19 protein-coding genes are annotated in these 24,419 nt (G+C 62.5%); 4 read left to right on the top strand and 15 right to left on the bottom strand.

Annotated elements, in window-relative coordinates:
* Positions 1-191 precede the first annotated feature (191 nt).
* Positions 192-1,625 (top strand): TolB-like translocation protein, encoded by a 1,434-nt coding sequence (locus H585_RS0105700; RefSeq protein ID WP_027367115.1) that lies wholly within the window; start codon positions 192-194, stop codon positions 1,623-1,625.
* A 270-nt stretch (positions 1,626-1,895) separates the two neighbouring features.
* Here the strand turns inward: H585_RS0105700 and H585_RS0105695 are convergent, their stop codons facing one another.
* From H585_RS0105695 to H585_RS0105635, 13 genes are all read right to left on the bottom strand, one after another.
* The gene (locus H585_RS0105695; RefSeq protein WP_027367114.1) at positions 1,896-2,567 is read right to left on the bottom strand and encodes an ABC transporter ATP-binding protein; all 672 of its coding nucleotides are present in this window, start codon (positions 2,565-2,567) and stop codon (positions 1,896-1,898) included.
* A gap of 20 nt (positions 2,568-2,587) precedes the next feature.
* Entirely contained in the window at positions 2,588-3,751 is a 1,164-nt protein-coding gene (locus H585_RS0105690) for an ABC transporter permease (protein WP_027367113.1), read from the bottom strand.
* A gap of 8 nt (positions 3,752-3,759) precedes the next feature.
* Positions 3,760-4,179: a DUF2318 domain-containing protein gene (locus tag H585_RS0105685; protein ID WP_027367112.1), complete on the bottom strand. Its 420-nt coding sequence runs from the start codon at positions 4,177-4,179 to the stop codon at positions 3,760-3,762.
* 164 nt (positions 4,180-4,343) lie between these two features.
* Positions 4,344-6,467 (bottom strand): glucans biosynthesis glucosyltransferase MdoH, encoded by a 2,124-nt coding sequence (mdoH, locus tag H585_RS0105680; RefSeq protein WP_027367111.1) that lies wholly within the window; start codon positions 6,465-6,467, stop codon positions 4,344-4,346.
* On the bottom strand, positions 6,464-6,940 hold the full coding sequence (locus tag H585_RS0105675) for a hypothetical protein (protein ID WP_027367110.1): 477 nt from the start codon (positions 6,938-6,940) through the stop codon (positions 6,464-6,466). The genes mdoH and H585_RS0105675 overlap by 4 nt, the downstream gene beginning before the upstream one ends.
* A 121-nt stretch (positions 6,941-7,061) precedes the next feature.
* Complete coding sequence (locus tag H585_RS0105670) at positions 7,062-8,669, bottom strand: glucan biosynthesis protein G (RefSeq protein ID WP_027367109.1); 1,608 nt, start codon at positions 8,667-8,669, stop codon at positions 7,062-7,064.
* Between the two features lie 417 nt (positions 8,670-9,086).
* Positions 9,087-9,491, bottom strand: coding sequence for a DUF2267 domain-containing protein (locus H585_RS0105665; RefSeq protein ID WP_014259777.1), 405 nt, complete (start codon positions 9,489-9,491; stop codon positions 9,087-9,089).
* Positions 9,492-9,507: 16 nt separating this feature from the next.
* Positions 9,508-9,885 (bottom strand): DUF2267 domain-containing protein, encoded by a 378-nt coding sequence (locus H585_RS0105660; RefSeq protein WP_005988753.1) that lies wholly within the window; start codon positions 9,883-9,885, stop codon positions 9,508-9,510.
* A gap of 239 nt (positions 9,886-10,124) precedes the next feature.
* Positions 10,125-10,907 carry a hypothetical protein gene (locus H585_RS0105655; protein WP_014259778.1) on the bottom strand — a complete coding sequence of 261 codons (783 nt, stop codon included), beginning with the start codon at positions 10,905-10,907 and terminating at the stop codon, positions 10,125-10,127.
* Between the two features lie 37 nt (positions 10,908-10,944).
* Entirely contained in the window at positions 10,945-13,497 is a 2,553-nt protein-coding gene (locus H585_RS0105650; protein WP_027367108.1) for a sensor histidine kinase, read from the bottom strand.
* 289 nt (positions 13,498-13,786) lie between these two features.
* Complete coding sequence (locus H585_RS0105645; RefSeq protein ID WP_014259780.1) at positions 13,787-13,966, bottom strand: hypothetical protein; 180 nt, start codon at positions 13,964-13,966, stop codon at positions 13,787-13,789.
* A gap of 511 nt (positions 13,967-14,477) precedes the next feature.
* Positions 14,478-15,515, bottom strand: a complete 1,038-nt coding sequence (locus tag H585_RS0105640; RefSeq protein WP_027367107.1) for an AI-2E family transporter — start codon at positions 15,513-15,515, stop codon at positions 14,478-14,480.
* Positions 15,505-15,927, bottom strand: coding sequence for a DUF2267 domain-containing protein (locus tag H585_RS0105635; protein WP_014259782.1), 423 nt, complete (start codon positions 15,925-15,927; stop codon positions 15,505-15,507). The genes H585_RS0105640 and H585_RS0105635 overlap by 11 nt, the downstream gene beginning before the upstream one ends.
* A 1,309-nt stretch (positions 15,928-17,236) precedes the next feature.
* Here H585_RS0105635 and H585_RS0105630 point away from each other — a divergent pair.
* The gene (locus H585_RS0105630) at positions 17,237-17,881 is read left to right on the top strand and encodes a hypothetical protein (RefSeq protein ID WP_014259783.1); all 645 of its coding nucleotides are present in this window, start codon (positions 17,237-17,239) and stop codon (positions 17,879-17,881) included.
* Positions 17,882-17,954: 73 nt separating this feature from the next.
* Here the strand turns inward: H585_RS0105630 and H585_RS0105625 are convergent, their stop codons facing one another.
* On the bottom strand, positions 17,955-20,270 hold the full coding sequence (locus H585_RS0105625) for an MFS transporter (RefSeq protein WP_027367106.1): 2,316 nt from the start codon (positions 20,268-20,270) through the stop codon (positions 17,955-17,957).
* Positions 20,271-20,294: 24 nt separating this feature from the next.
* The gene (locus H585_RS0105620) at positions 20,295-20,918 is read right to left on the bottom strand and encodes a TetR/AcrR family transcriptional regulator (protein WP_034627259.1); all 624 of its coding nucleotides are present in this window, start codon (positions 20,916-20,918) and stop codon (positions 20,295-20,297) included.
* Between the two features lie 918 nt (positions 20,919-21,836).
* Between H585_RS0105620 and H585_RS0105615 the strand changes: the two genes are divergently transcribed.
* The gene (locus tag H585_RS0105615) at positions 21,837-22,499 is read left to right on the top strand and encodes a succinate dehydrogenase/fumarate reductase transmembrane subunit (RefSeq protein ID WP_014259786.1); all 663 of its coding nucleotides are present in this window, start codon (positions 21,837-21,839) and stop codon (positions 22,497-22,499) included.
* 12 nt (positions 22,500-22,511) lie between these two features.
* Positions 22,512-24,407, top strand: a complete 1,896-nt coding sequence (locus H585_RS0105610; protein ID WP_027367104.1) for a fumarate reductase flavoprotein subunit — start codon at positions 22,512-22,514, stop codon at positions 24,405-24,407.
* Positions 24,408-24,419 lie beyond the last annotated feature (12 nt).

The raw sequence follows: 24,419 nt of genomic DNA, 5'->3' as shown, positions 1-24,419 counted from the left end.
TCAGGGGGTGACTACGAAAGATGATGCCGGACAACCGGCTTGCCCGACCTGCCCGTTGCAGCCATGCGCGGACGATTCAGGAGGGGGGAGAGGAGCCACAGGCGGATATGGCCGGCCGTCAGGGACGGCGAGCTGTTTGAATATGCGCCGATTGGTTCTTTCAATCTCAACCATGCATCGGAGGAAAGGCCATGCAGAGACTACAAAGCAACAAAGCGAGTACGTGCAAGGTCACGCGCATTATTCTGTTGGTATTGGGCCTGCTGCTCTGGCAGACCCAGGCCATGGCCCAGGGAGACCTAGCGGAAGATGCTCCGGATCAACTGCCAGGACAGGCTGTGGACCTGTTCAGCGTGGATCCGTTCCAGAGTGCCGGCGAGATCGAGATGACTATTCCGTCCAAACTCAAGCAGACCAACGCGGCGAAGGTCAGGCAGGTGACGCCTCCGGGCGATGGTGACGAAGCAGTGGAAACCGCTTTCGTATTCCTGTTTCCGGACTTGTCTCAATCATCCGCAGGCACGGGCGGCTCGGGCTCCTCTTCGTCCGGGACCGGCGTGGGCTGGTCTGACGCCAGGCAGCAGCAGGAGGTGCTCTGGTATGTCGGCCTGCTGGATCCGACCCAGAGTGATAGCGCCCAAGGCGTGCAGATCTCGCAGACGCCCGCGGCGATCGTTCCGCCGTCGGTCACCAGCGATGGTTCGATGGTCGCCTTTGTGGAAGCCGAAGCGAACATGATCTGCCTCATCGACGCCCAGGCCGGCGAGGTATGTGACGAAGCCACTCCAGGGACCGGCGGCGGAACCGGTGGCCAATCCTCACGTCAGGCAGCTCCCGCCACTGGAGCGGTTGATGTCGCCCTCTCTCCGGACGGCAGCTTGCTGGCGTACGTGCCGCTGTCGGCCACGGAGGAGCCGGCCGACTATTTCGTGATCCGCGACCTCGCGACAGGGGAGGAGTCTCCTATACAGATCACGGATGAGTCCGGTCAGAGCGTCCTGCAGGCTGTCGGCGCGGTCGATTTTTCCGATGACGGGATGAAGATCGTCTTCGACGCGCTGGTCCCCGCCCAGAGTGAGAGTGGAGAGGCGACGCTCCAGTGGGTCGTGCTCGTGGGCGATTTTAATACCGGAGAGCTCGTGGGCTTCGGCATCCCGGATATGCAGCTTGTGAATCCCGCGTTCAGTCATGCGACTAGTAATTTTATAACCTTTGAAGCCGTGACTGGCGAAGGAGAGGAGATGGCCACGGTGCTGGTCGTCGCCGACATCAGCCAGCCGGAGGCGGCCCTCGGAGCCATCATCCAGAGCCTGCCCCCGGCCTGGCCTGGATTCGGAGCGGATGACATGTCGCTCTATTTCATAGCCCCCATTCAGGATGCCGAAACCGGGGTCGGCATTGTCAACATCCCGGTGGACCTGACAACCTTGGAGGCGGCTGGTGATCCCGTGCTGGTCTTGCCGGACGCTATTTTTGGCGATGCCTACGCCGCAGGAGGAGTGGCTGGCGGAGACGGCACTGGCGGTACTGGCAGCACCGGTGATGACGACGACTCCAACGGTGATGACGATTCCGAAAGTGATGACTCCGACGACAGCGGCGATTCCGGCTCGTTTTCTTTCTAGCAAGGACAGCTAGGAAGCCGTAGCTGGCTTGTTCGGAGGCAATAGCCGATAGAGTAAATGAATCAGGGCCCTGCATTTCGCGGAGCCCTGATTCATTTCATTGACCTAGTCATCACGCTATAGCCGTTTGCAAAAGAAACGAGAAAATGAGGGTTCAGGGAAATCATTTTCCTGGCAGGTGAGAGTCTGAGAGAGGGCAGCGCCCTCTTTCAGGTCAAATGCAAGATGCTCTAGTTGCGCCAATCCGGGCTTGGGCGCTTTTCTCGGGCGCTAGGCCTGTATCGTAAGCCTGCCGTCTTCCATAACTGCCACGGTGCGGGCCAGCTTGGCGTAGGCCGGCTCATGAGTGACCAGCACCACGGCCGGGCCGTCGGAGTTGAGCCCGGCCAGCAGCTCCATGATGCCCTGGCCCGTGGCCTTGTCCAGGCTGCCCGTGGGCTCGTCGGCAAAGAGCATTGCGGGGCCCGTGGCCAGGGCGCGGGCGATGGCCACGCGTTGCTGCTCGCCGCCCGAGAGTTGCCCCGGCAGGCGTTCGCCCTTGTCCGCCAGGCCCACGCGCGCCAGGCACTCGCGGGCCCTGTCGGTCTGCTCGCGTTTCACGGGCCGCAGGCCGTGCATGAATGGCAGCAGCACGTTTTCCTGGGCCGTGAGATAGGGCATGAGCTGATGCTGCTGGAAGACCACGGAAAAGTCCTTGCGCCGCAGAGCGTTGATAACGCTCTCGGAGGCGTGGTCTATGGCCCGGCCCTGCCAAGTCAGGGCGCCCGAGTCTGGTCGCAGCAGGGTGGACAGGACACTCAGCAGAGTCGACTTGCCCGAGCCTGAGCGGCCCACGATGGCCACGAAGCCGCCCGGCTCGATGTCCAGGCTCACGTTGCGCAGCACGGGCGTTTCCACGCCTTGCGAGCGGTAGCTTTTGCAGATGTCGCGTGCGGAAAGCATGCGGTTTGCTCCTTGAATCCCTACACGAGGCTGAAGGCTTCGCTGGGCTCTATGCGCGCGGCTTTCCAGGCCGGCAGGGCAGAGGACAGGACGGTCAGCAGGCTGACCATGGCCAGGGTCAGGGCCAGGTGCGCGAAACTGAAGGGCCAGGTCGCGGCATCGGCCACGTCCAGGGCGCGCAGCACCTCGACGCTGGCTTGGCATCCGGCCAGGTAGCCGACCACGGCGGCCAGCGCGCCCAACAGCAGGGCCTCGAAGCTGAAGGCCGTGAACACTCCGGCGCGCGAGAAACCCAGGGCACGCATGAGTCCGATCTCCTTGCGGCGTTCGCCCACTGAGGCATACAGCGACAGGGCGATCATGGCGCAGGCCGTGAGCAGAATGATCAGGCCAACTACCCAGGCCAGGGTGCTCACGAAACCGATGGAGTACATGCGCTGGCCCACGACCTGGCTCAGGGCCTTTATGTCTACGCCGGGCAGGGCCTGGCGCAGCTCTGCCACGATCTCGTCGATGGGGCAGCCGGCGCACAGGGCCGCGATCTCCACCAGATTGACTTGGCCCTGGCGGCCCATGGCGGCCTGCAGCGCGGCCAAGTCGGCGAAGAGCACCTCGTCGTCTTCGGAGCCGGTCTCGGCCAGCACGCCGGAAACTCGGAACTCCTTACCGCCGATTTTCACCGTCGATCCGGGCGCAAGGCCCATGCTGCTCGCGGCGCGGCTACCGGCCAGCAGCTCGTGTTCCGCTTTGGGAAAGGCGTGCTCGGTTTGCCAGTGGGCCTTGAGAGCCAGCTCGTCCTGCATGCGCACGCCGATGACGCCCACGGCCTGCTCGTCAACGCGGGCCAGGGCCACGAGCTTGGGCGAGACGGCGCTCAGCCGGTCATGCATGTGGATGGAGCGGATGCGTCGCTCCGTGTCGGCCTGCTCCAGGTGGCGCACGTCGTAGGACAGGCTGCCGAGCTGCACTCCGCCGTAGCTCAGGGCCAGAGTATCGGCCTCGGGGAAGATCACGATATTGGCGCCGTAGCGGGCCAGCTTGCGCTCGAAGCTCTCGCCCACGGCCTCGGCCACGTAGTGCAGGGCCACCACGGCCGTGACGCCCACGGAGAACACGCTCACCAGCAGCAGCGTGCGCAACAGCTTGCGGCGCGCGTTGCGCAGGGGGATGGTCAGCAGATTCACGGTCGCTCCTAGAAGTACTTGAGACCCTGACGCAGATCCTCGGTGCGCAGAACGACCGTATCGTTCACGATGGAGCGCTCAAGCGGGGCGGGATTGCAGCCGCCGCGCACCTCGTTGATGCGCGAGGCGTGGAAGCGCTGCCCGCAGTTGTTGCAGATCATGTACTCGCCGTTCTGGGAGTAGCCTTTCTTCTCCTGGTAGCACACGTCGCAGGCATCGAAGGCCGCGCGCGCCACGCCGTCGGACGTCTTGAGCAGGAAGAAGCGCACAGGCTTGCCGTCGATGTCCACGCTGAAGTGGCGGGCCTCGCCGCCGTCGAGTTCGGCAACCGGCACGCTGACGGCGCCGTCGGTCACGCTCATGGTCTGAGAACCGGAGGAGCAGGCCGCCAGAACCAGGGCGGCCAGGACAAGAAGGGCTATACGCATGGGTATTCCTTGGCTGAGGGGATACATCGTTTGTCGTGGGTCAATTGTCTACCAAATTGGTATGGAAATAGGAAGCGTCAAGAGGGAGGTAGATCCGAAAGGGGATCGCAACCTCGCATGTGTTACTTGGCGAGAGGAAAGCCCGATTCTGGGTCTCGGAGGCGTCAGCCTCCAATTTCGGCCAGCAGCCGCGTCCAGGGATTGCCGCCGGATGCGGGCAACGCCCACACTTGGCGGTGCAGCGCGGCCAGCCGCTCGGGATCATAGAGCATTTCCTTGCGCTCCCTTGCGCTCAGACCTGCGGGGCCGCATTGCAGAGCCTTGGCAAGCAGGTCGTCGCGTCTGGCCGCCACTTTCGGAGACATCCGCCGAGGGCCGCGCAGCAGGGCCAGATGCAGGCCCAGGGCTTCTGGATCGAGCACCACGCGGGCGAAACCGTTCAAGCGGTGGGCCGAGTCCGTCGAGCGTGTTTGCGTCAGGCGATCCCGATATTTTTCCACCGCGGCAATATGCGTTGGTGGAGCTGATTCGTCAGGCGTGAGGAACAGTCCCATGCGCCGGGCCTGGAGCCCGGCCGAGCGCCGGCCGGTGAGCACGGACAGAGGTACGGACAGCACCAGGGATAGTATGATGGGGCTGATCCACAGCAGGAATTGCGGATTGTACAGTGCCAAGGCCAACCCCCAGAGCAGGGCGAGCAGGCTGGACATGCCGTGGAAGCGAACAGCCTCGGCCCAGGTGGTGCCGCGATCGTCGCGCGTCTGGCCTCCCCAGCCTACCTGCCTGCCCAGCAGCGTCATGAACACGAAGCGGCTGTGGAAGAGCATGCGCACCGGGGCAAGCAGCGTGGACAGAAGCACCTCGGCCGCGATGCTGGCCGACAGCTTGGGCAGGCCGCCGAACAGCCGCGCTTCGCCGCGCAACGTCACGAGCAGCAGAGCCAGGAGCTTGGGCAGGAAGAGGATGACGCCGGTGCCGGCCAGCAGCAGCAAGGCCCATAAGGGGTCCCACACGGGCCATTCCGGAAAGAGCGAATGCGCCTCGCTGAAATAGACGGGCTCCAGCACGGACTGGGCAATGGCCTCGACCGTGGACAAAGCCAGGAACACGAACCACAGCAAAGCCGAGCCGTAGGACATGATGCCGTTGAGAAACAGGGCCCGATGGGCCGGAAAGATGCCGCGGGTGAAAACCAGGCGCAGATGCTGCAAGTTGCCCACACACCAGCGCCGGTCGCGCTTGAGTTCGTCCAACAACGTGGGCGGCAGCTCTTCGTGGCTGCCCGGCAGGTCGTAGGCCAGCCACACGGACCAGCCTGCGCGGCGCATGAGCGCGGCTTCCACGAAGTCGTGGCTCAGGATGTCGCCGCCAAGCGGCGGCTCGCCCGGTAGCTTTGGCAAGGCACAGTGGCGCATGAAGGGCCGTACGCGAATCAGGGCGTTATGGCCCCAGAAAGGCGCGTCGCCGAGTTGCCAGCAATGCAGGCCCGCGGCGAAAAGTGGACCATAGAGCTTGCCGGCAAACTGGGACGCGCGGGCGATGAGCGTCTCGCGGCCGAAAGCCGAGGGCGCGCTCTGCAGGATGCCTACGTTGCGACGGCGCTCCATGATGGCGACCATGCGCACCAGGGTCTGGCCGCTCATGACGCTGTCGGCGTCGAACACGGCCATATACGTGTAGCGTTGGCCGAAGCGGCGGCAGAAGTCGGCTACGTTGCCGCTCTTGCGCTTCTGGTTGACGCGCCGGCGGCGATAATAGATGCGGCCATGGCCGCCGAGCATGTCGCAGGCGCGCCGCCAGGCCAGTTCCTCCTCCACCCAGGCGTCCGGATCGGACGTGTCGCTCAGGATGTGGAAATCGAAGGACGCGAGCCGACCCGTGCGCTCCAGGGAGCGGTATGTGGCGGCCAGTCCGGCTAGCACTCGGTCCATGTCCTCGTTGCAAACCGGGAAGAGGATGGCCGTGCGGACGTCCGGGCGCTCTGGCGCATCGCGCTCGCTCATGTTGGTCACGGCGTAGCGGTCGTAGCGGCGCAGAAGAATGATGAAACCGGCCAGGCTGGTCCAGAAGCCGATGGAAATCCAGGCGAAGAGCACGGAATAGACCACCGTCAGGCTGGCTTCCAGGGGCGTGCCGCCTCCACGCGGCAGCAGCGAGGCCATGGTCGGGCCTGCGGCCAGAGTGGGCGCGAGCACCAGCAGGAGCAGGATCAGCCTGCGGCGCTGGGCAACCTTGCCCCACGGCTCGTTGAGGAATTCGCGCTGGAGGATGGCCTTGCGAACAGTCATGATAACTTCCGCGCCAATAGGTGTATGAGAACAAGCACGGCGAACAGCATGGGCCAGATCACACGGGGCTTGAGCACGGATAGGCGGCCGGTCAGACGGTTATAGCCCTGGGCCAGGCGCGTGGCTTGGCTCAGCCAGGGACGGCGGTCCATCTCCTCGGGGACCATGTGTCCGCGCATCAGGGGCAGGCACACCGGAGCAGGTACGGTGGGCAGCGCGTCTCGCGCCTCCGGTTTCCGCAGGCGCTCGCGCAGCAGGCTCATGGCCTGCGCCGGGGTCTGCTCGTCGGCTGGGTTGGCAGCCAAGCCGCGCAGGACCTCCAGGGTCAATTCCAGCCGGCGCTCCTCGGCCATGGGCAGCAGGCGCAGGTACGCCAACACCCTGCGGCCGGCGGCTTCGGTCGCTGGGACAGGATAGGAGGCTGCTTCGCAGCCTCCGTCGGGACGCCTGCTTTGCACGTTATGCTGGTCCATCGCTCTCCAATTAATCATTTCGAAAGGGAATGTCGCCCTGGCGGGGCGGCCATGTCGAGCCGCCGTATTGGCCGTTATGTGTAGGGCCGGGGAAGGTATCCCCCGGCCATCGGAGGTTGGTCTACGGCTTGAAGGAATAGCTCCATGTCTCGGTGAGCACGTCGGAGCCTTGTTGCAAGAAGGCGCGCAGTTCGACAGGGGAACGTCGCTCGGCCAGCATTTTATCCAGGGCCGAGGACGCATCGGGCAGCACGAGGAAACTCAGCCGCCAGCCACCCGTGGCCTGGTTGCGCATGACCTGCTGTTCCAGGAGCTTGGCCCCTTCGTCCACGCTGATCACGGCCATGATCGGGGCATCGGCCGCAAGGCTTTCCAGCGCGCCACCCTTGAAATCCACCACGAAGAGCCTGCTGCCGGTTCGGGAGCCCTGGCCGGCGCGCGTGGAGATCGCGTGTCCGGCGGGCGCGTGGCTCTCGGCCTCGCCCTGCCAACGCATGACGTAGTCGAAGGACATGGGTACGCCGGGCTTGGGCATCCGGGCCGGCGACCAATAGGCTACGATATTGTCATTCATCTCGTTTGGCGTGGGAATTTCCACCAGTTCGAGCCTGCCGGATCCCCAGTCGCCGCGTGGCTCGATCCACAGGTTGGGCCGCTGATGGTAGTGGGCTTCCAGGTCCTGGAAGGAACCGAAGTCGCGATCTCGCTGCAGCAGTCCGAAGCCGCGCACGGACTCGGCCTCGAAAGCGGAGATCGCCAGGTTCTTGGGATTCTTGAGCGGCCGGAAGAGCCACTCGCCCGAGGAGAATTGGATCTGCAGACCGTCGGAATCATGCACTTCGGGACGGAAGTCGTCCACGCCCTCAGGGCGTGAGTTTTCGCCAAAGAAGTACATGCTAGTGAGCGGCGCGATGCCCAGCTTCTCCACGGGCTTGCGCAGGAAGAGCACGCTACTGACCTCCATTTCCGTGGACACGCCTGGCTTGGCCACATAGCGGTAAGCGCCGGTGACACTCGGGCTGTCCAGCAGGGCGTAGATCGTGAGCTCGGTATCCTGCGGTTTGGGCTTGACGATCCAGAATTCACGGAACCAGGGAAACTCCTCGCCCTTGGGCGATGCAGTGTCCACGGCCAGTCCGCGCGCGGAAAGGCCGTAGTACTGGCCCTTGGGCACGGCGCGCAGATAGCTCGCGCCCAGGAATACGAGGAACTCGTCTTTGTAGTCGGCCCGGTTGACGGGAAAATGCACGCGGAAGCCGGCAAAGCCCATGCTGGCCGGAATATCGTTGGCGAATTCGTTGCGGCCGTAATCGAACATGTCCGTGTCGAAGCCCAGGCGTCCCACGCGGCCTTGATCCACGACATTCACGCTCACACTGCGGTCGTAATACAGGCCGGGATGGAAGAACTGCAGCTCGAAGGGCAGAGCTTCCCCCCGCCACAGGGATTTCTGAGGCCGGAAGCGGATATCCCTCCAGGCGTCGTAATCCATATTGAGCAGAAAATCGGGCACTTGACCTTTGGAATCCTCATACGGGGCCACGGCCAAGCCCAGGGCGCGGGCCACGACGGACTCGAAGGAAAAACCGACCTCCTGGTCGCCGAGGGGTTTGGCCGGAGAGACACTGCTGGGATGAATAGCCAGGAGCAAAAGAGCGAAGAGGGTAACTCGCAGAAATGGCGGACAACTCCGCACGGCTTTCCGAGAGCGAAAGCGGAACAGACGCATAGGTAACGACTCCTTGACGAATGCGAGGGATCGGGAACCAGAGGATGTGCGCCCTTCATCCTCCGGGTCCCTTTCAATGCAAAATCCCATGTCCTCCTCACACATAAAGGTCAAGTTCTTTCTTACGTTTGGATTAGCTCAGTAACGAAGCCTGCTGGCGGTTGCTGCGTATATCTTCAGAATGCGTCTAGCCATCGCCTTGCGCGAAAGCCTGAAAACATGCCCCAACTCTTTTTGCCGCGGAATCAGGGCAGCGAAGGCCGCAATTGCGGATACATTTGCTATTTACTCTGGCGCATGGGCCACCCGCAAAATAAACGCGACCCCCAGCCCATGCTCAAGGCGTGATTGGAACAGTATCCGGCTTTTCGCTGAAGCCTGAACCCTCTCCAGTCCTGGGTAACTCCAGCCCGGTGTTTACGGCATGGCCCCTCGCGCGGGCCCCTGGGACTCAAGGCCTAGTATCCGGTTGTAGTCCGGCGGGAGGGTGGACAAGGCGTTGCGTAGCGCGCCTTCGGACACGGCGTCGCGCAGGGCGGCCATGACCGCGCTGACCATGGGCTCCACGGCCGTGGTGTCGAGGTTCATGGTCTGGGCTACACGGGCCAGGAACAGCTCAGCCGTATCCAGGCCGTTTTCAAGCCCGGCGGAGAAATGGGCCTTGAGTTCCTTCGGGAGCTGGGGCGCCAGGTCCGCACGCCCTTCCTTGGATAGCGCCACGCCCAAAGCAGCCAGGGTAGCGGCTACGGCGGTCTCGGCCATGTCGCGCTCGCCTGGTTGCAACCGGTCGCGGACATCCTGAAGAAATGCATCGTAACGCATGGGTATCTCCTTGATATCAGGCGTTTCCGCTCAGCAGCGAGTCGAATTCCTTGGGTAGTTCCGAGGCCACATCGTCGATTTCGCCGGGCGCGATAGCTTCGTTCAGGGTTCCCAACACTGCCCGGCTTAGGGCCGCCGCCTCGTCGTGCTCCACCCCGCAGCGCCCTTGTACCCGGCGCACGAATTCCTCCACGCCGAAACCTTCCTGACGGTCGTCGGTCATGAATGGCGGCTTGAGTTCATTGGGTAGCTGCGCCGAGAGGTTGAGGCGTTGCCCTCGGCTGATGCGCTCGCTCAGGGTCGTGAGCACGGAAATGGCGGCCGTGGTGGATGCCTCGCGTGAGGGAGCGCTGGAGCGCTCCTGCACGCGCTGGACGAATTGCGAGAAGTTCATGCCGTCCCTCCTGTGGCGTTGTCCTGCGTTTGTCACAATAAAGAGTCCGGGCCGGAATGGCTGTCGGCGTTCAAGCCATCCCTGCGTCGGACGGAATCTCACATAGACCGCGAGTGCTCATCTGCTGTCGATTCCACGGAAATCGCTTATTGAACGGGCCGTTCAGTGCTTCCGCGATCAGGCAAATGCCTTGCGGTGCGTGTCGGGCAGTGGTGGGGAACAGGTGATGTAAGGAAGCTTCAGGACGCGTAGCCGAAAGCCGTTTGATACCCGCGAGCGCGTTCAAGCACGGCGGCCGCGAAATCCAGGGCTTGCGAGGGCAGATCGATCCTTTGTCCGCAGTGAGCCGGGCTGATGGCGTCTCCGTGGCGCTGAATTTCCCATTCCCGGCCATAGAGTTCGAGGTCTCGACTGGGATTGCCGGCCAGAGGCCAGTCCAACCAACGCCCAAGGTCCTCGCGGCAGGCTTCGTCGGTCGTAATATCCTCATATCTGACCACACGCGCCTGGTCCGTGGGCAAATCCCTGGCCAGCTCCTGCAGGCAGGTCGCGGCATCGAGTATGAAAGTCGCCAGGCTTTGCTCGTCCTGGCCGGGCCTGGGGATGCGCCGAGCTTTGTCCCACAGGCTCTGGGCCGCGGAAAACATGTCTCGCACAAGGATGACGACACGCCTGGGCCTGAGCAATGCAAGGCTTGGTTGGTGCAGCGCGGGCCTGACCTCCTTGACGCCCCAGCGTTCCAGGCCGGCCAATCTGTTGGCCAGCAGTCTGGCGACACGTGGGCCATTCTCTTCTCGCCCGGCGGGTCCGCCTGCATCGGTCCACTCGCTGTCGGGAATGTCGAAACCGAATCCGCGCAAGTGCTCCAGAAGGCTCGGGCTACGGCAGCCATGGGGGAGCCAGGGCTCTACGAGCGCAAGCCGGCGGGGCGGGAGTGTCAGCAGGTTGGCCAGCATGGTGCTGCCGGAACGCGGCATGGCCGCGATATAACAGTCTGCCCTGGGCAGGATGTGGTCGGGCATGAGCACTCTCATCCATGAAGTAGGGCTGTAAAAATATCTAGTTGTCCAGGGGGCCTAGAGGCTGTTCTACGACAGCCTGGCCAGCCTGGAAACGGATGGCGAAGGCCGTGCCCGGCCCGGGCAGCAGGTCGATGCTGCCGTCTAGCTGGCGCACCAAGCTGACCACGAGTTGCATGCCCAGGGTTTCGGTGGCCCGGAAATCTAAGTCCGGAGGAAATCCAACCCCGTCGTCGCGCAGGGTCAGGGTGACCAGTCCGTCCTCGTTGCGAGACATGTCGATGCGCACCTCGCCGAGATCATGATTCGCGAAGGCGTGTTTCAAGGCATTGGTGAACAGTTCGTTGATGATCAGGCCGCACGGAACCGCCAAGTTCACGGGCAGGGAGATGTCTTGGATATCGAGGCGCAAAGTGACGGCCCGCCCATTGGACATATTTGCCAGGAGGATATTCAGAAGATGGCGCAAGTAGCGGGACAGATCAATGCGCGCCAGGTCCGTGGACTTGTAGATCTCCTCGTGCACCAGGGCCATGGCTTGCACGCGGTTGCGGCTTTCGGTGAGCAGGGCGGTCAACTCCGGGTTGCCTTTACTGGAGGCTTGCAGGCTCATGAGGCTGGAGACCACCTGCAGGTTGTTCTTGACCCGGTGGTGGACTTCCTTGAGCAGGATTTCTTTCTCGGCCAGAGAGGCTTCCATGCTCGACAGGGCGGCTCTACGCTCAATTTCCGAAGCCACGCGAGCCGAAAAAATGGTTAGCACGGACCTGGCGCGCGCTTCATCCAGCAGGGGTTTATCGTCCATGACAGCGATATGGCCGATCGGCTTGCCGTGGCTGTCGTGGAGCGTTACGCCCAGAAAGCTCTCCAGGTGTTCATTTTGCAGGATCCGAGCCCTCGGGAAGGCCTCGCTCAGGCCAGACTGCACCAAAGCCACGCCTTGCTGAGCAACAAGTCCGCATGGCGTGTCCTGGAGAGAATACTCCTCCTTGCGCAGGGGCCGCCCCCGACCCCAAAAGGCCAGAGGCATGGCGCGGGTCGGCGGGGTATCTGTATATGTGCCGATGAGCGCGTGGGATGTCTCCAGCGCTTCGGCCAAGTGCTGAGCCATGGCCGCGAAGAACTCCTCACCCACGGGTGCGGCAGTGGCTCGAACCATGTGGCGCAGCGCCTCGTCCATGCGCCGTTTGTCCGTGATATCCTGCAGGAAGCCCACCAGACTGCCTACCTTTCCCGAACCGTCGCGCACCGGATAAGCCCGCAGGCGCATCCAGCGGGCTTCACCGTGCGGCGGCTGGATCACGCGGAATTCCTCCTCAATCTGCACCCCCATCCATCCGGAGCGCTCCAGACTGTTTCGTAGGCGTTGGGCATCCTCGTGATGAACCATATCGAGGCAGTCCCAGGGGCGCATGCCGAGCTTGGCGAAATTTGGCCCCAGGACCTGTTTCACTGCGGGGCTGACGTAGGTCAGCTTACCGGAGGGCAGCTCCATTATGGAGAATATCTCCTCCATGTTTTCCACCAGTTGCCTGAAACGCTCACGGCTGGCGGTCAGCTCGCGTTCACGCTTGCGTACGCGAAGGGCCATGGCCCGGAAGCTGTAAAAAACCCTCAGCAATTCCCGGGAGGAGGCCTGATGAGGCGTGCTGGTTTCCTGTTCGCCTCGGGCGAGGCTGCGCATCGCCTCGGCAAAGGAGGCCAACGGCAGCACGATGTGGCGATTGAGGCTTAAGCGGAGAAACAAGGCCAAGGCGCAGAAAAAGAGCAGCACGGCGGCCAGCAGGGCGCCCAGGAACATGAACGCAGGCTTGGCCACGTCGGCCAGGGGTTTGATAAGGAAAATACGCCAGCCCGTGAGCGACGTCGGCCAGGCCGAGGCCACCAGCAGCGAACGGCTGTGCTGGTCGCGAGCAAGGATGAGCTGGCCACCTTGGTCCGCCTTGCGGAAGAGCGCATCGCCGCCGATGTTGTCCTGGGTCATGACCCTGCGCATGTCCGGATGAGTGATGAGGTTGCCGAAGGCGTCGGTGATGATCAAGCTTCCCTTGCCTGGTACGAGCAGGGCGCTCAGGTGTCGCTGGAAGGCTTCCAGATCGAGTTCGCCGGCCAGCAGCAGGCCGCCCTCGATGCGTCGTCCGATGTACAGCACGAGACTGCCTGTTTCCTGGGACGGCACGGGACGAGACAGGATGAGCCTGTCGGCACCTCCGGCATCGAAGTCGAGGCCGAAATGTTCGCCTTCATCGCCGGAAGGCGATGAAGCCAGAATGCGGCCCTGTTCGTTCACAAGCATGATCTTGTGGAAGTGGGGATCGAAACTCAGCATGGATAGAGGAAGCTTGTCCGAGCCTTTACTTAGCGCTGCATATTGAGTTTCAACCGCCTCCAGATGGCTGAATGCATCATCCAGGTAGACTTCGACGTAACGGACAATTGAGCTTGCGAAGACTTTGCTGTCGGAGGCGAAGTTGTCGATCATCCTATGCAGCCCGAATACGCCCAGGATAAAAATGGCGAACAGACCGGGCAGGACCAGCCAAAGCAGGATGACCCTGTTGAGGAGACGTGAAAGAGGCCGAGGCGGCGTCATTGTGTAAGGCTCCGAGAAACGGGGGGGTGGCTTGACGCGGGCCCAGGCACCCTGGCCGTGAGCCGCAAACGATGTGGCAGGCCGAGACGCACTGGATTCGCTCAGGCGTAGCTCGTACCACCAGTCCGTCTGGGCCGCAACCGGCTGGACTGGATTGCAGGGCCAATTGCAAGGGAAGGCATTTCTTGCAGGAATGTTGGCAGCGTACTCAAGGCAAACAATGGCGTATCATGGCGGCAGGTTCTTATGACAAAGCTGCCTGTCTTTCGACAAGTAACCTAAACTGGGCTTATGGCCCTCCGGTGATGTGAGACGCGGTGTTGCCGGAACTGTATGTGTTAAACTTCTTCCGGTCGTGTCTGCGGCCGAGCATGTCCTGTATTACCAAGCCGGCCGTCAGAATCAGATACAGACCCAGAATGGATAGCAGGATGATCAGAAGTTCGGCGCCGCCGTCAAAGTGTGCCATATGCTACCTCCTTGCCGGATAAGGCATATCCCCCTCAGGCTGTCAGCGTATTTGGATTATTAAGAATACGCTGTAGGGGGGATGCGTTATTGCCGGTAGGACATTTCCGGGCGACATCGAGAAAAAGTCCCCGGCAGCATGAGGCTGCCGGGGGTGGGGGGGGGGGTGTTATTCCACCCGGGGGGGGAGTCGGGCGGAACATTCGCTGTCTGCATGTCGCCCAGGTCTGCCTGGATTTTGGACAGACTCAGGCTGGTTGATTATGTAGCAAAGGGCGGGTTGGAAAAGCTGTCGGACGGATACTTTATTTCATGTAGGAAATGATCCTGAGTCGTTTTATACTGCTTGCACAACTAATGCATATCGAAAGAAGTGTCTGGTTGTTTCTTTCTATATTATTACCGTAATACTAGAAACTGCTTTCACTCAACATTTGGTAGCGTGTCGACTTGTGTGGCTTGATCCTCTTATATGGATTTGGTGTGCGTCTAATGAGCTTGCGTCTGGTTGCTTATCCGCCAATACCTGGTTTCGGAGTCAGAGACTCGGCCATGGTCATGGCCACGGCCGTGAGCGGCGTGGCCAGTGCCACGCCGAGGATGCCGAATAGGCTGCCCATTACGAGCTGCGCCATGAGAATGGCCACGGGATGCAGCGATACGGCCTGTTTCTGGATGAGCGGGGTGAGCAGGTAGCTCTCCACGCCCTGCACCACGAAGAAGATGCCCAGGACCCATAGGACCATGGGCAGGCTCTCGGAGATAGCCACGAGGGTCACGGGAAGCAGCGCTAGAATGGGGCCGAGGTAAGGAATGAACGACAACGCGCCGGCTATGAACCCGAGCGAGAGTGCCATCGGCAAGCCGATCAGGAGCAGGCCGAGCCAAGTAAGGATGCCGACCATGGTCATTTCCAGCAGGCGACCCATGAGCCAGCGCCACAGCACGGAACCCATTTCGCCCATGGTTTCTTCGGCCTTGCGAGCCCCGCTTTCCGGGAGGAATCGTCGCAGCAGTCGAAGATGGGCCTTGGGCATGGCGGCGAGATAGATTCCGATAAAGAGGATGATCACGCCGCTTCCCAGGGCACCCGCCGCAGAGGAGATCGCCCCGGCCGAGCGCTTCCATATCTCGTCCAGTTGATTGCGTATGCGTTCGGTTTCCGTGGCCTTGTCCGCTTCGCGCAGTATTACTCGGCCCAGGCTCGTTCGCGAAAGAGTGTCCTGCGCCTGCGAGATGCGCTCGGGGATTTGCTCCCCTAGCTCGGTTAGGCTCTCGGCCACACGCGGCAGGAGCAGCAGGGCCAGGAGCGCCGCCATGGTCAAGTACATGAGCAGGGTGGCGAGCAGTGACCAGCCGTAGGACAATGGGGTGTGTTCTTCAACGATGCGAGCCGAGCCGATCATGAAGATGGCCAGCAAGCTGCCGGCGAAGAGGAGCAGGAAGGCCTCGGGCGCGAGCAGGATGACCACGACCGGAGCCGCCATGAGCCCCAGGGTGCCGGCGACTACGGCGGTTCGGGCGGAAAGCCGCCTTGCTTCAATGTCCACGATCTCCCTCCGGCGTGCCCGGGGAGAGGGGGCCAGGCTCGCGCATGCCGAAGAGCTCTTCGTACTCGGCAGGCAGGCCGTGCAGAACCTTTTTGATATAGGCTTCGGACACGGCGTCCTTGAGCACTCCGGCCACGGCCTTGCAGCGCTCCAGGGCCTGGGGATAGCCGATCTTCATGCGCTTCTCGGCGCGGTTGTAGAACTCCTCCAGGTCATAGCGGTCCGTGCCCCGATCACAGGAAAACATGTTTTTGAGCTGGTTGGGCAGCTGGGCTTCCAGGCCGTCCCGCTCGGTTCTGGGCAGGCGTTCGCCCAATGTGCCCAGAAAGGCCTCCACGGTCTGTTCCGCCTCCCTGCGAGATTCGATGCCTGCCCTTTCCCTGACTGACTCGACGAACTGCTCGTATCGCACGCGGCCTCCTGTATCGTTGCAGATGGTTCCGCATGCCAGCATACTCGCAACCGGGGAGGCGGAGTGCAGGACCATTCCTGATTCTAGTGTCCAAGGGCGTCCGACAGTCTGCGGATGTACGGAACGCCACATGCTTTGCGGCTGGGCGGCGTGTGGCAGCCTCGAGGGCATGCTGCCCGGCGAAAGCGTCGCTGGCAGGAAAGCTACGAGCCCTTGAACGCGAGGATCAAGCGGCTGGGCGGAAGCTCAGGCGCGAATCAGAGGTAAGCGGCTGCAATGACGGGGAGTTCAGTGGATTTTGGAGGCAATTTTTCGATGAAGCGGTCGGGTCGCTTGGGACTAAAATCCGGCCAAGGGGAGGGTAAACCTTAGCCGGATTTTATGGAGGGTAATCCCCGCAAGGATTAAATAATTGCTAGCTAAAAGTAGGTGAAATTGCAAGGACAAACCTGCTCCTGCAAAACCGTGCGCGGGGCCGGGAGAAGCGTCCAGAGCAGAACCCTCATTTGAGGAGACGAACAGAACGTCCCATTTTATCGAAACTATTCCGTCTGGAATAGTGGTTCATCCACAAGAGAAACTCATCGGAAGGAAAGCAAGAATGTCATGGCGAATGGTGTTGCGAATTTTTTTCTTTTGTATAGAATAAATTTGTTTATCAAACACAAAATTGCTTAAACTTAATTTTTCAGAGCATTATATGTCGCGTATCCATAAGGGTATATACCTTTTTGCGAGGTGTGCCGCCAAAGGCTCCGTTTCGCATAATTACGTCCGTAGAGCATCTTCGGGGCGCGACATGTAGTTGTCTTCATCTCTCACATACAAGGATTGTCGGCCCCATGTCTCTCGGACATGGGGCTTTTTTTACCCATTAAGGAGGTTGCCGTGATTATTGGCTGTTTGAGAATCATCAACGGCCGCATGGAAGGATGCGCTTCGCCCATCGGGACTGCGCGGCCAGTACGGGATGCATTGTGGAAATGGCGCATTCACCGGGGCGCTCAGGAGTCCCCAGTTCTTAAAGCATTTTGCATTTCAGACGCTCCCTTCGGCGTTGACGGCGGAATTACATTCCGCCTACGCCTGCGGGGCGGCAAGCCATGCCGACGCATGGCTTGCAGAGCATTTTCAAAAGCAAAATGCTCTAAAGGCGCAGCGGACCTCCAGCCAATTACGCGACCGGCAGGGGAGATGTCTGGGGGTTGCCGGCTATTCTCTCTTTCCAGAGCCTTGAGCAGGATAAACGGCAGTGACAGTGATTCCGGTCAGAGGGGTGTGGCGGCGTGTTCCGTCAAGGAGGCGCGGCGTGTTCGATAGTTATGTGGAATACAAGCTCTCCAGCAGTCTCACGTCCAAAGCGGCGCCGGAGCACCTGCGCAGGGAGATCAGCGGGACGATCAGAAGCCTAAATCTGGATGATCAATATGAGGAGGCCGGAAGGCTGACCGCGACCATTCTCGATCTGCAGCGTGCTGCGGCGGAAGGTGTCGACAGGCGAGCCGTGTTCGCGCACGACCGGAACACCCTGGAGATATGGGAGCATCTCTACGGACGGGGTGCGAGCTTGGACGTCGGGCTGGCAAAGCTCCTTGAGCGGGGCAACCTTATCGTGATTGATAAGATCGCCGTCTATCACAAGCACAGGGGCAGGAATCTGGCGCTTCGCGCATTGGCCGACACGCTCAGGAGCTTTCGCGCGAATTGCGACTTGGCAATCCTCAAGGTCTATCCGCTTCAGTTCAGCAAAGGCAGCGCCAGTTTTGACATTCGCCTGCGCATGGACCTGCTGCCTAGAGACTGGGACACAAGCAGAGCCAAACTCAAGGCGCATTACCAAAAGCTTGGCTTTCAATGCCGTCCGGATTCCGATTTCATGTTTATCGCCAGCGATGAGGCCCACGAGCGCCTGACCACCTGGCGGTCGGGAGCCAAGGGGCCGAGTTCGGTATGATATCGCCCTTGCCTGTGTCTTGACCGCCTCACGCCGCGTTGACGAGATGCCGGGAGTCTTCGCCTGCCGGGAATCACCTGACAGGCGAAGACAACATTTCGGGGAAACCGGGCGAGGCTATCAAGGTGAGATCATCATGCACCCACAAGGCCGCCGCGCCGAGCTCCCGGCTAAGGAACTCGATTCCGCGCTCTGGGCCAAGGACGAGCAAGGCCGTGGCCAGGGCGTCGGCCGTCTCGGCGTTTTCAGCAAATACCGTTACGGCCGCGCTACCCGACACCGAGCTCAGGCTGTGCGGGTCCAGAACGTGATGACGCCGTCCCTGGCTCCTGGGATCATCGCCAGACGCGAAGCGACGATAGTCGCCCGAGCCGCATATGCCGCGCTCGCGCAGCAGAGCCGAGCCTAGCAGACCGGGACCGCGCGGATTCTCGATGCCCACGCGCCAAGCGCGCGTTCCGAAGCAGTACATGTCCCCACCGGCCTCCACGATGCCCGCCGCAACACCCGAGCGACGCAGCAGCTCCACTGTCGCATCGATGACCGCTCCCTTGGCCAGGCCGCCCAGGTCCAGGGCCATGCCGGCCTCGGGCAGAAACACCGTGCGCTTGACCGGGTCCAGCACGACCTTGCGGTAGTCCACCAGCCCTTGTTGCGCCCGCGCATACCATGGGTCCAGCCCCCAGTAGGCCGCGACACGACTCACGGCTCCCACGCTGATGTCGAAGGCGCCGCTAGTGAGCCTGCCCCAGGCCAGGCCGCGCTCGATGACGCCATAGGCCTCACTGCTGACCTGCGCCGGAGCGCGGCCAGCATTCAAATTCACGCGGCCTACGGAGCCGTGCGGATTGCGCAGGTCCAAATCGGCCTGCATGATGCGAATAAGTTCGAAGGCCTTATCCGCCGCGGCATCGGCCACGTGTCTGTCGGGAGCTTCCAGGCTCAGGCGGACGATGGTGCCCATGGCCAAGTCGGCATACTGGTATGGTATGCCGCTTATGCTTGCGGCAGCGGCGTTGCGGATCGAAGGCAGACCGGTTGCGGGCGGGTGTGCGTCTCGCTGCAGCGGAATGGCGGCCAGAATCAGGACCAGGGCCACGGCGCCGGCCAGGACCGGGCTGCGCGTCGCCACAGGCAGAGTTCCCGCGAGCAGGGGAAGGCAGCATAGGACGCCGCACAACCCGCCCAAGCCGAGGGCGGCCTCGGCCGTGCCGAAGGCGCGCACGGCAAGAATGCCGAGTAGAGGCCCAACCACGAACCCCAGGCTGGCAGCGGATTGGTACACGGCCATGTGCGTGGCCCGGTCTGGTCCAGAGGATGCGGCAAGTCCCAAGGATGCGGGCAGCGAAGCGGCCGAGCCCAAGCCTGCGGCCAAGCCGGAGATGGCCACGGCCCAGATTGTGGAAGGCAACAGCGGCAGGGCCAACAGACCCAGGGCGCTGATAAGCATGCCGCCGGCCGCCCAGCGCAGGGCGTACGGACCGTCGGCCAGCCGGCCAGTGAAGGGCAGGCCAAGGCAGACCGCAAGATTGGGCAAGCTGAAGAGCAGGCCGAAGAGCAGTGGATCGCGCGGCAGGCTGGAGGTCAGGAACATGGGCAGGAATGCCGCCCAAGCCGCGATGCCCAGAGCCCGGCCTGCCACGGCGGGCAGCAGCCTGGCGGCAAGCGGGTCGGCCAGGGCCGCACGCAGCGCGGGCAGCAGCCGTGGCCCGACCGGGTCGGGATGGCTTGCTGCAGTGCCGGGAATGGGCGGTCTGAATGTGCGCGTGCAGCGCGGCAAGGCCAGGAAGAAAAACAGAGCCGCCGCAAGCATGCCGACCGACAGGAAGGCCAGCACGGCTTGGATATCCCGTCCGGCCAGGATCAGCCCGCCCAGGAGAGGCGCCAGGAGAAAAGCCAGTTGGTTGGCCAGGGCGGCTTGCGCCAGGCGTCGACCGGCAGGCGCGGCCGAGGTTGGCCCGGCTGCCGCCGCCAAGGCTAGGGGCCTGCTGGCTCCGGCGCACAGCCCGAGGCCTGCCTGTACCAGCAGCAGCCCCAGCTGGGCTTTCCCGACACTGCTGGCCGCCTGGAAGAGCAGAGGCAAGGCCGAGGCAAATACACAGGCCAGGGCCATGAGCGTGCCCATGGATGCTCCGCTCCGGCCGTAGCCGTCCATGCGGTCGGCCAGCCAGCCCATCACGGGTGCTGCTGCCAATTTGGCCAGGAAATAAATGGAAAAGGCCGCTCCAATCCAGCTCGCGCCATCCATCGGAGCCAGGGGCGCGGAGGCGAGACCGGCGGCCGTGAGCGGGTAGGCGAAGGAGAATGCGCCCGCGGCCAGGCCGGACAAGGCCAAGCCCGTCAGCAATGCGGGCATGGACTGCGGGCGCGGCTTGGCGGGGCTGGTCATGTGTTGTCCTCGCGCGGATTCCTCTTAATCCACCAAGCTGCTGGGCCGCAGAAATGGCGGTATGGAACTCTCGGCCGCGACGCTTAGCGAACGCACCACGTAGCGCACGGTCTCGGCGTATAGGCCGGGCACGTTGTAGGGTGTGATCATGGTCGTGCGCACTGCGCCCACTATATTGGAGTAGATAAGAAAGGCGGTCTCGGCCTCGGGCAGTTCAGGATTGATGGAGCCGTCCTGTTGGCCCCGGCGTACGAAAGCCTGGAGAGCGCGGATGATTTCCAGGAATTTCTCGGCGATGCGCTCTCGCTCCGCAGGCAGCTCCACGTCGCTGAAGGGCGAGCAACGAATGAGCACGGGGAAGGTCCGGCGGTGCTCCTGGGTGAAAGTCAGATAGCTCTCCACGAACAGGCGCACGCCGTCCAGGCCGCTTCGCGCCTTGCGCGTTTTGTGGCTCAAAGTGGCCAGCAGGTCGTCGATCATGGAGAAGCCCGCGGTGATAAACAGGCTTTCCTTGTTGCCGTAATAATGGGCAACTAGGCCGAAGGCCACGCCGGCCTTTTCGGCGACCATCTTCATGGTCGTGGTCGAATAACCGTGCTGGCCGAAAACTTCCTGTGCTGAGTGCAGGATGGCCGTCTTCTTGGGCATGGAGTTTTCCTGCCTTGCGGCGGCTTCGGTGAGTGGCGGGTTAGACTCGGTCAGTGGCATTGACTTACCATTCATGTGAACAAGTTCACATTTGTCGATAATGTATTTACGTCGTTATTCATTTTGTGCTAGCGCCTAATGCATACGCTTGAGGCCTGAAGCGCGCAATGTGTATACGGCTTGCCGCTGGCCATGCCTGAAAATGAAAATTTCAGGTAAGTTGAAATAGCCTAACAAATCTTGATTGACGAATCAATCAGGCGGGGGTATACCCCCTTTACCGTGACAAGTTTGTAAGCAAGTTAACAATATTGTCCATGGTCGATGCCCTTGGGGCACTCGCGGGAGCATGCTCCCGGCCAACTCTGCCTGTCGCCAGGAGGCGATATGTGCGCGAGCGACAACTGCGGTCTCGTCTGCAAAGCCCAAGTGGCAAGCCCCACAAGAAGGTCTAAACGCCTGTGGGTGCACCAGTTGGGCCAGTGGACGGACAGGCCGATCATCAACCTGACAAGGCTCGCTTGCTCAATCGCGCGTCTCCTGGCTCATCTGTTGAATTTCCTCTCTTCCTTTATATCCCATCCACAAATTCATCTTCACCGAATTCCCTGTATCCAGAACGTTTCGATCCGTGCCAGGCGCATGCCGCCCGCGCGGACCGTAATCCGAGTGTGCACGCATCGCTTCGTGCGGGCGCGGGCCCGTGCGATATCGCTGCCGCGGCGCTGCCGACCGAAATGGCCGGCGCCGGGCGCGACACGCGGGCCAGGCTTCATGGTCCGCACTGAATGCTTGGGTGTAGGCGTTTAGACCTAGCCCAAACCGCGACGCATGTCCGCGCCATCCCGCAGGGTGGCGCTCGGGCCTGGCCCGTTTCGCTCAACGCGGCGTAGCGCGCCGCAAGCTGGAGGTTCGTTCATGTCCACTTATGTTACGGCCCACGTAGCGCGCCCCACACGCAGGGACGCCTACTATGACTGGCTGCAGATGCTTACCGGACTGGGGCTGGTGCTCTTCATGTGGTCGCACATGGTGCTGGTCTCCTCGGTGATCGTCGGCCCAGGGGTGATGAACGCCATCGCCGACTTCTTCGAATCCACCTACATGGCCCAGGTGGGCGGGCCGCTCATTTTTCTGGCCTTTCTGGTGCACTTCGTACTCGCGGCGCGCAAGATTCCCTTCCGCTTCGAGGGCCAGCGCCTGATGGCCGACCACGCCCTGATGCTCAAGCACCGCGACACCTGGCTGTGGCTGGTGCAGGTCGTCTCGGCCATGATCATTCTCATTCTCGGCGCAATCCATATGTGGGTCGTGCTCAACGACCTGCCCATCACGGCTCAGAAATCCGCGGCCCGCGTGCAGAGCGGCTTCTGGCTCGTGTTCTATGCCGTGCTGCTGCCCATGGTGGAGCTGCACGTGTCCGTGGGCTTCTACCGCATCGGCGTCAAGTGGGGCTTCATCCGCAGCGACAACCGCGCGATGGGCAAGAAGTTTGAATATGGGCTGTTCGCCCTGTTCATGACCATCGGCGTGATCACCCTGATCCGCTTCGCAACCCTGGCCACCGTCTTGGCGGAATAGGGGGGAGACATCATGCAGACCTATTTTTCCGATCTGCTGGTCATCGGCGCGGGACTGTCCGGCGAACGCATAGCCGTGGAGGCAGCTGGCGCGGGCTTCGGCGTCAACGTGCTGTCCATCGTGCCGGCCCGGCGCTCGCACTCATCGGCTGCCCAGGGCGGCATGCAGGCGGCGCTCGGCAACTGCGCCATGGGCAAGGGCGACTGTCCCGACGTGCACTTCGCCGATACGGTCAAGGGCTCCGACTGGGGCGCGGACCAGGAAGTGGCGCGCATGTTCGTGGATAACGCGCCCATAGAGATGCGCCAGCTGGCCTTCTGGGGCGTGCCCTGGAACCGCGTGGTGCCCGGCAAGTCGACCTTCTTCAAGGGCGGCGAGAAGTTCGAGAAGATCGAGGAGGAGGACAAGGAGGGCCTCATCACGGCCCGCGCCTTCGGCGGCACGGCCAAGTGGCGCACCTGCTACACCTCCGACGGCACGGGCCACGCGGTCATGTGCACCCTCGACAACCGCTGCGCCCAGCTCGGAATCAATGTTTTCGATAAGAAGGAAGCCATAGCGCTCATCCACGACGGCGCGAACTGTCTGGGCGCGGTGGTGCGCTGCCTCAAGACCGGCGTGCTGGAGGCTTACGTGGCGCGGGCCACGGCCATCTGCACCGGTGGCTTCGGCCGCATCTACAAGGCCACCACCAACGCGGTCATCTGCGACGGCGGCGGCCATGCCATCGCCATGGACACGGGCCTGGTGCCGCTCGGCAACCCCGAGGCCATCCAGTTCCATCCGACCGGCATCGTGCCCACCGACATCCTGGTCACCGAAGGCTGCCGCGGCGACGGCGGCACGCTCCTTGATGTGAACAAGGAGCGTTTCATGCAGATTTACGAGCCCGAGAAGGCCGAGCTGGCTTCGCGCGACGTGGTCAGCCGGCGCATGACCGAGCACATGCGCGCCGGCAAGGGCGTCAAGAGCGCCTACGGCGAGCACCTGTGGCTCGATATCCGCCACCTCGGCGACAAGCACATATCCACCAAGCTGCGCGAGGTGGACGAGATCTGCCAGAACTTCCTGGGTGTCGACCCGCGCGTGGACCTCATCCCGGTGCGGCCCACGCAGCACTACACCATGTCCGGCATCCGCACGAACAAGGATGGCGCGGCCTACGGGCTCAAGGGCCTGTTCTCGGCCGGCGAGGCCGCCTGCTGGGACATGCACGGCTTCAACCGCCTGGGCGGCAACTCCCTGGCCGAGACGGTCGTGGCCGGCGGCATCATCGGCAAGAAGATCGCCGAGTTCCTGCAGGGCCATGAGGTCAACTTCCCCACCAAGACCATCCGCGATGCCCTGCTCAAGCAACAGTCGCGCATCGACGCCCTCATCGCGGGCAAGAACGGCCGCGAGAACGTCTACAGGGTCCGCGAGGCCATGCAGGACGCGCTCATGGACGGCTGCTTCGTGTTCCGCAACGGCAAGGATCTGGAGAAGTGCGTGAACGTGCTGCAGGAAGTCATGGAGCGGGCCAAGGCTGTCGGCCTCCAGTCCAGCGGCATCGGCGCCAATCCTGAGCTGTCCGCCGCGCTCAAGATCCAGGGCCAGGTCAAGCTCGCCCTGTGCATCGCCAAGGCAGCCCTGGAGCGCAAGGAAAGCCGCGGCTCGCATACCCGCGAAGACTACCCCGAGCGCAACGACCGCGATTGGCTCAAGCGCACCCTGGCCTACTGGCCCGAGGGCGCTCGCCTGCCGCGTCTGGAGTACGAGGATCCGACCCCGTATTACGAGCTGCCCCCGGGCGAGCGCGGCTACGGCGGAGGCAAGATCATCACCGCCGACGCGGAGAAGATCGCCAAGTTGACCATCAAGCCGGGCGCGAAGCCGGCTGAAGCCGCCAAGGCCAAGACCGCCAACTAAGGGGAGCCGACG

Origin of the sequence: Desulfocurvibacter africanus subsp. africanus DSM 2603, from assembly GCF_000422545.1 — a bacterium.
GTDB lineage: Bacteria > Desulfobacterota > Desulfovibrionia > Desulfovibrionales > Desulfovibrionaceae > Desulfocurvibacter > Desulfocurvibacter africanus.
Note: the sequence above shows the minus strand (reverse complement) of the source record. Positions and strands in the feature narration are given on the sequence as shown.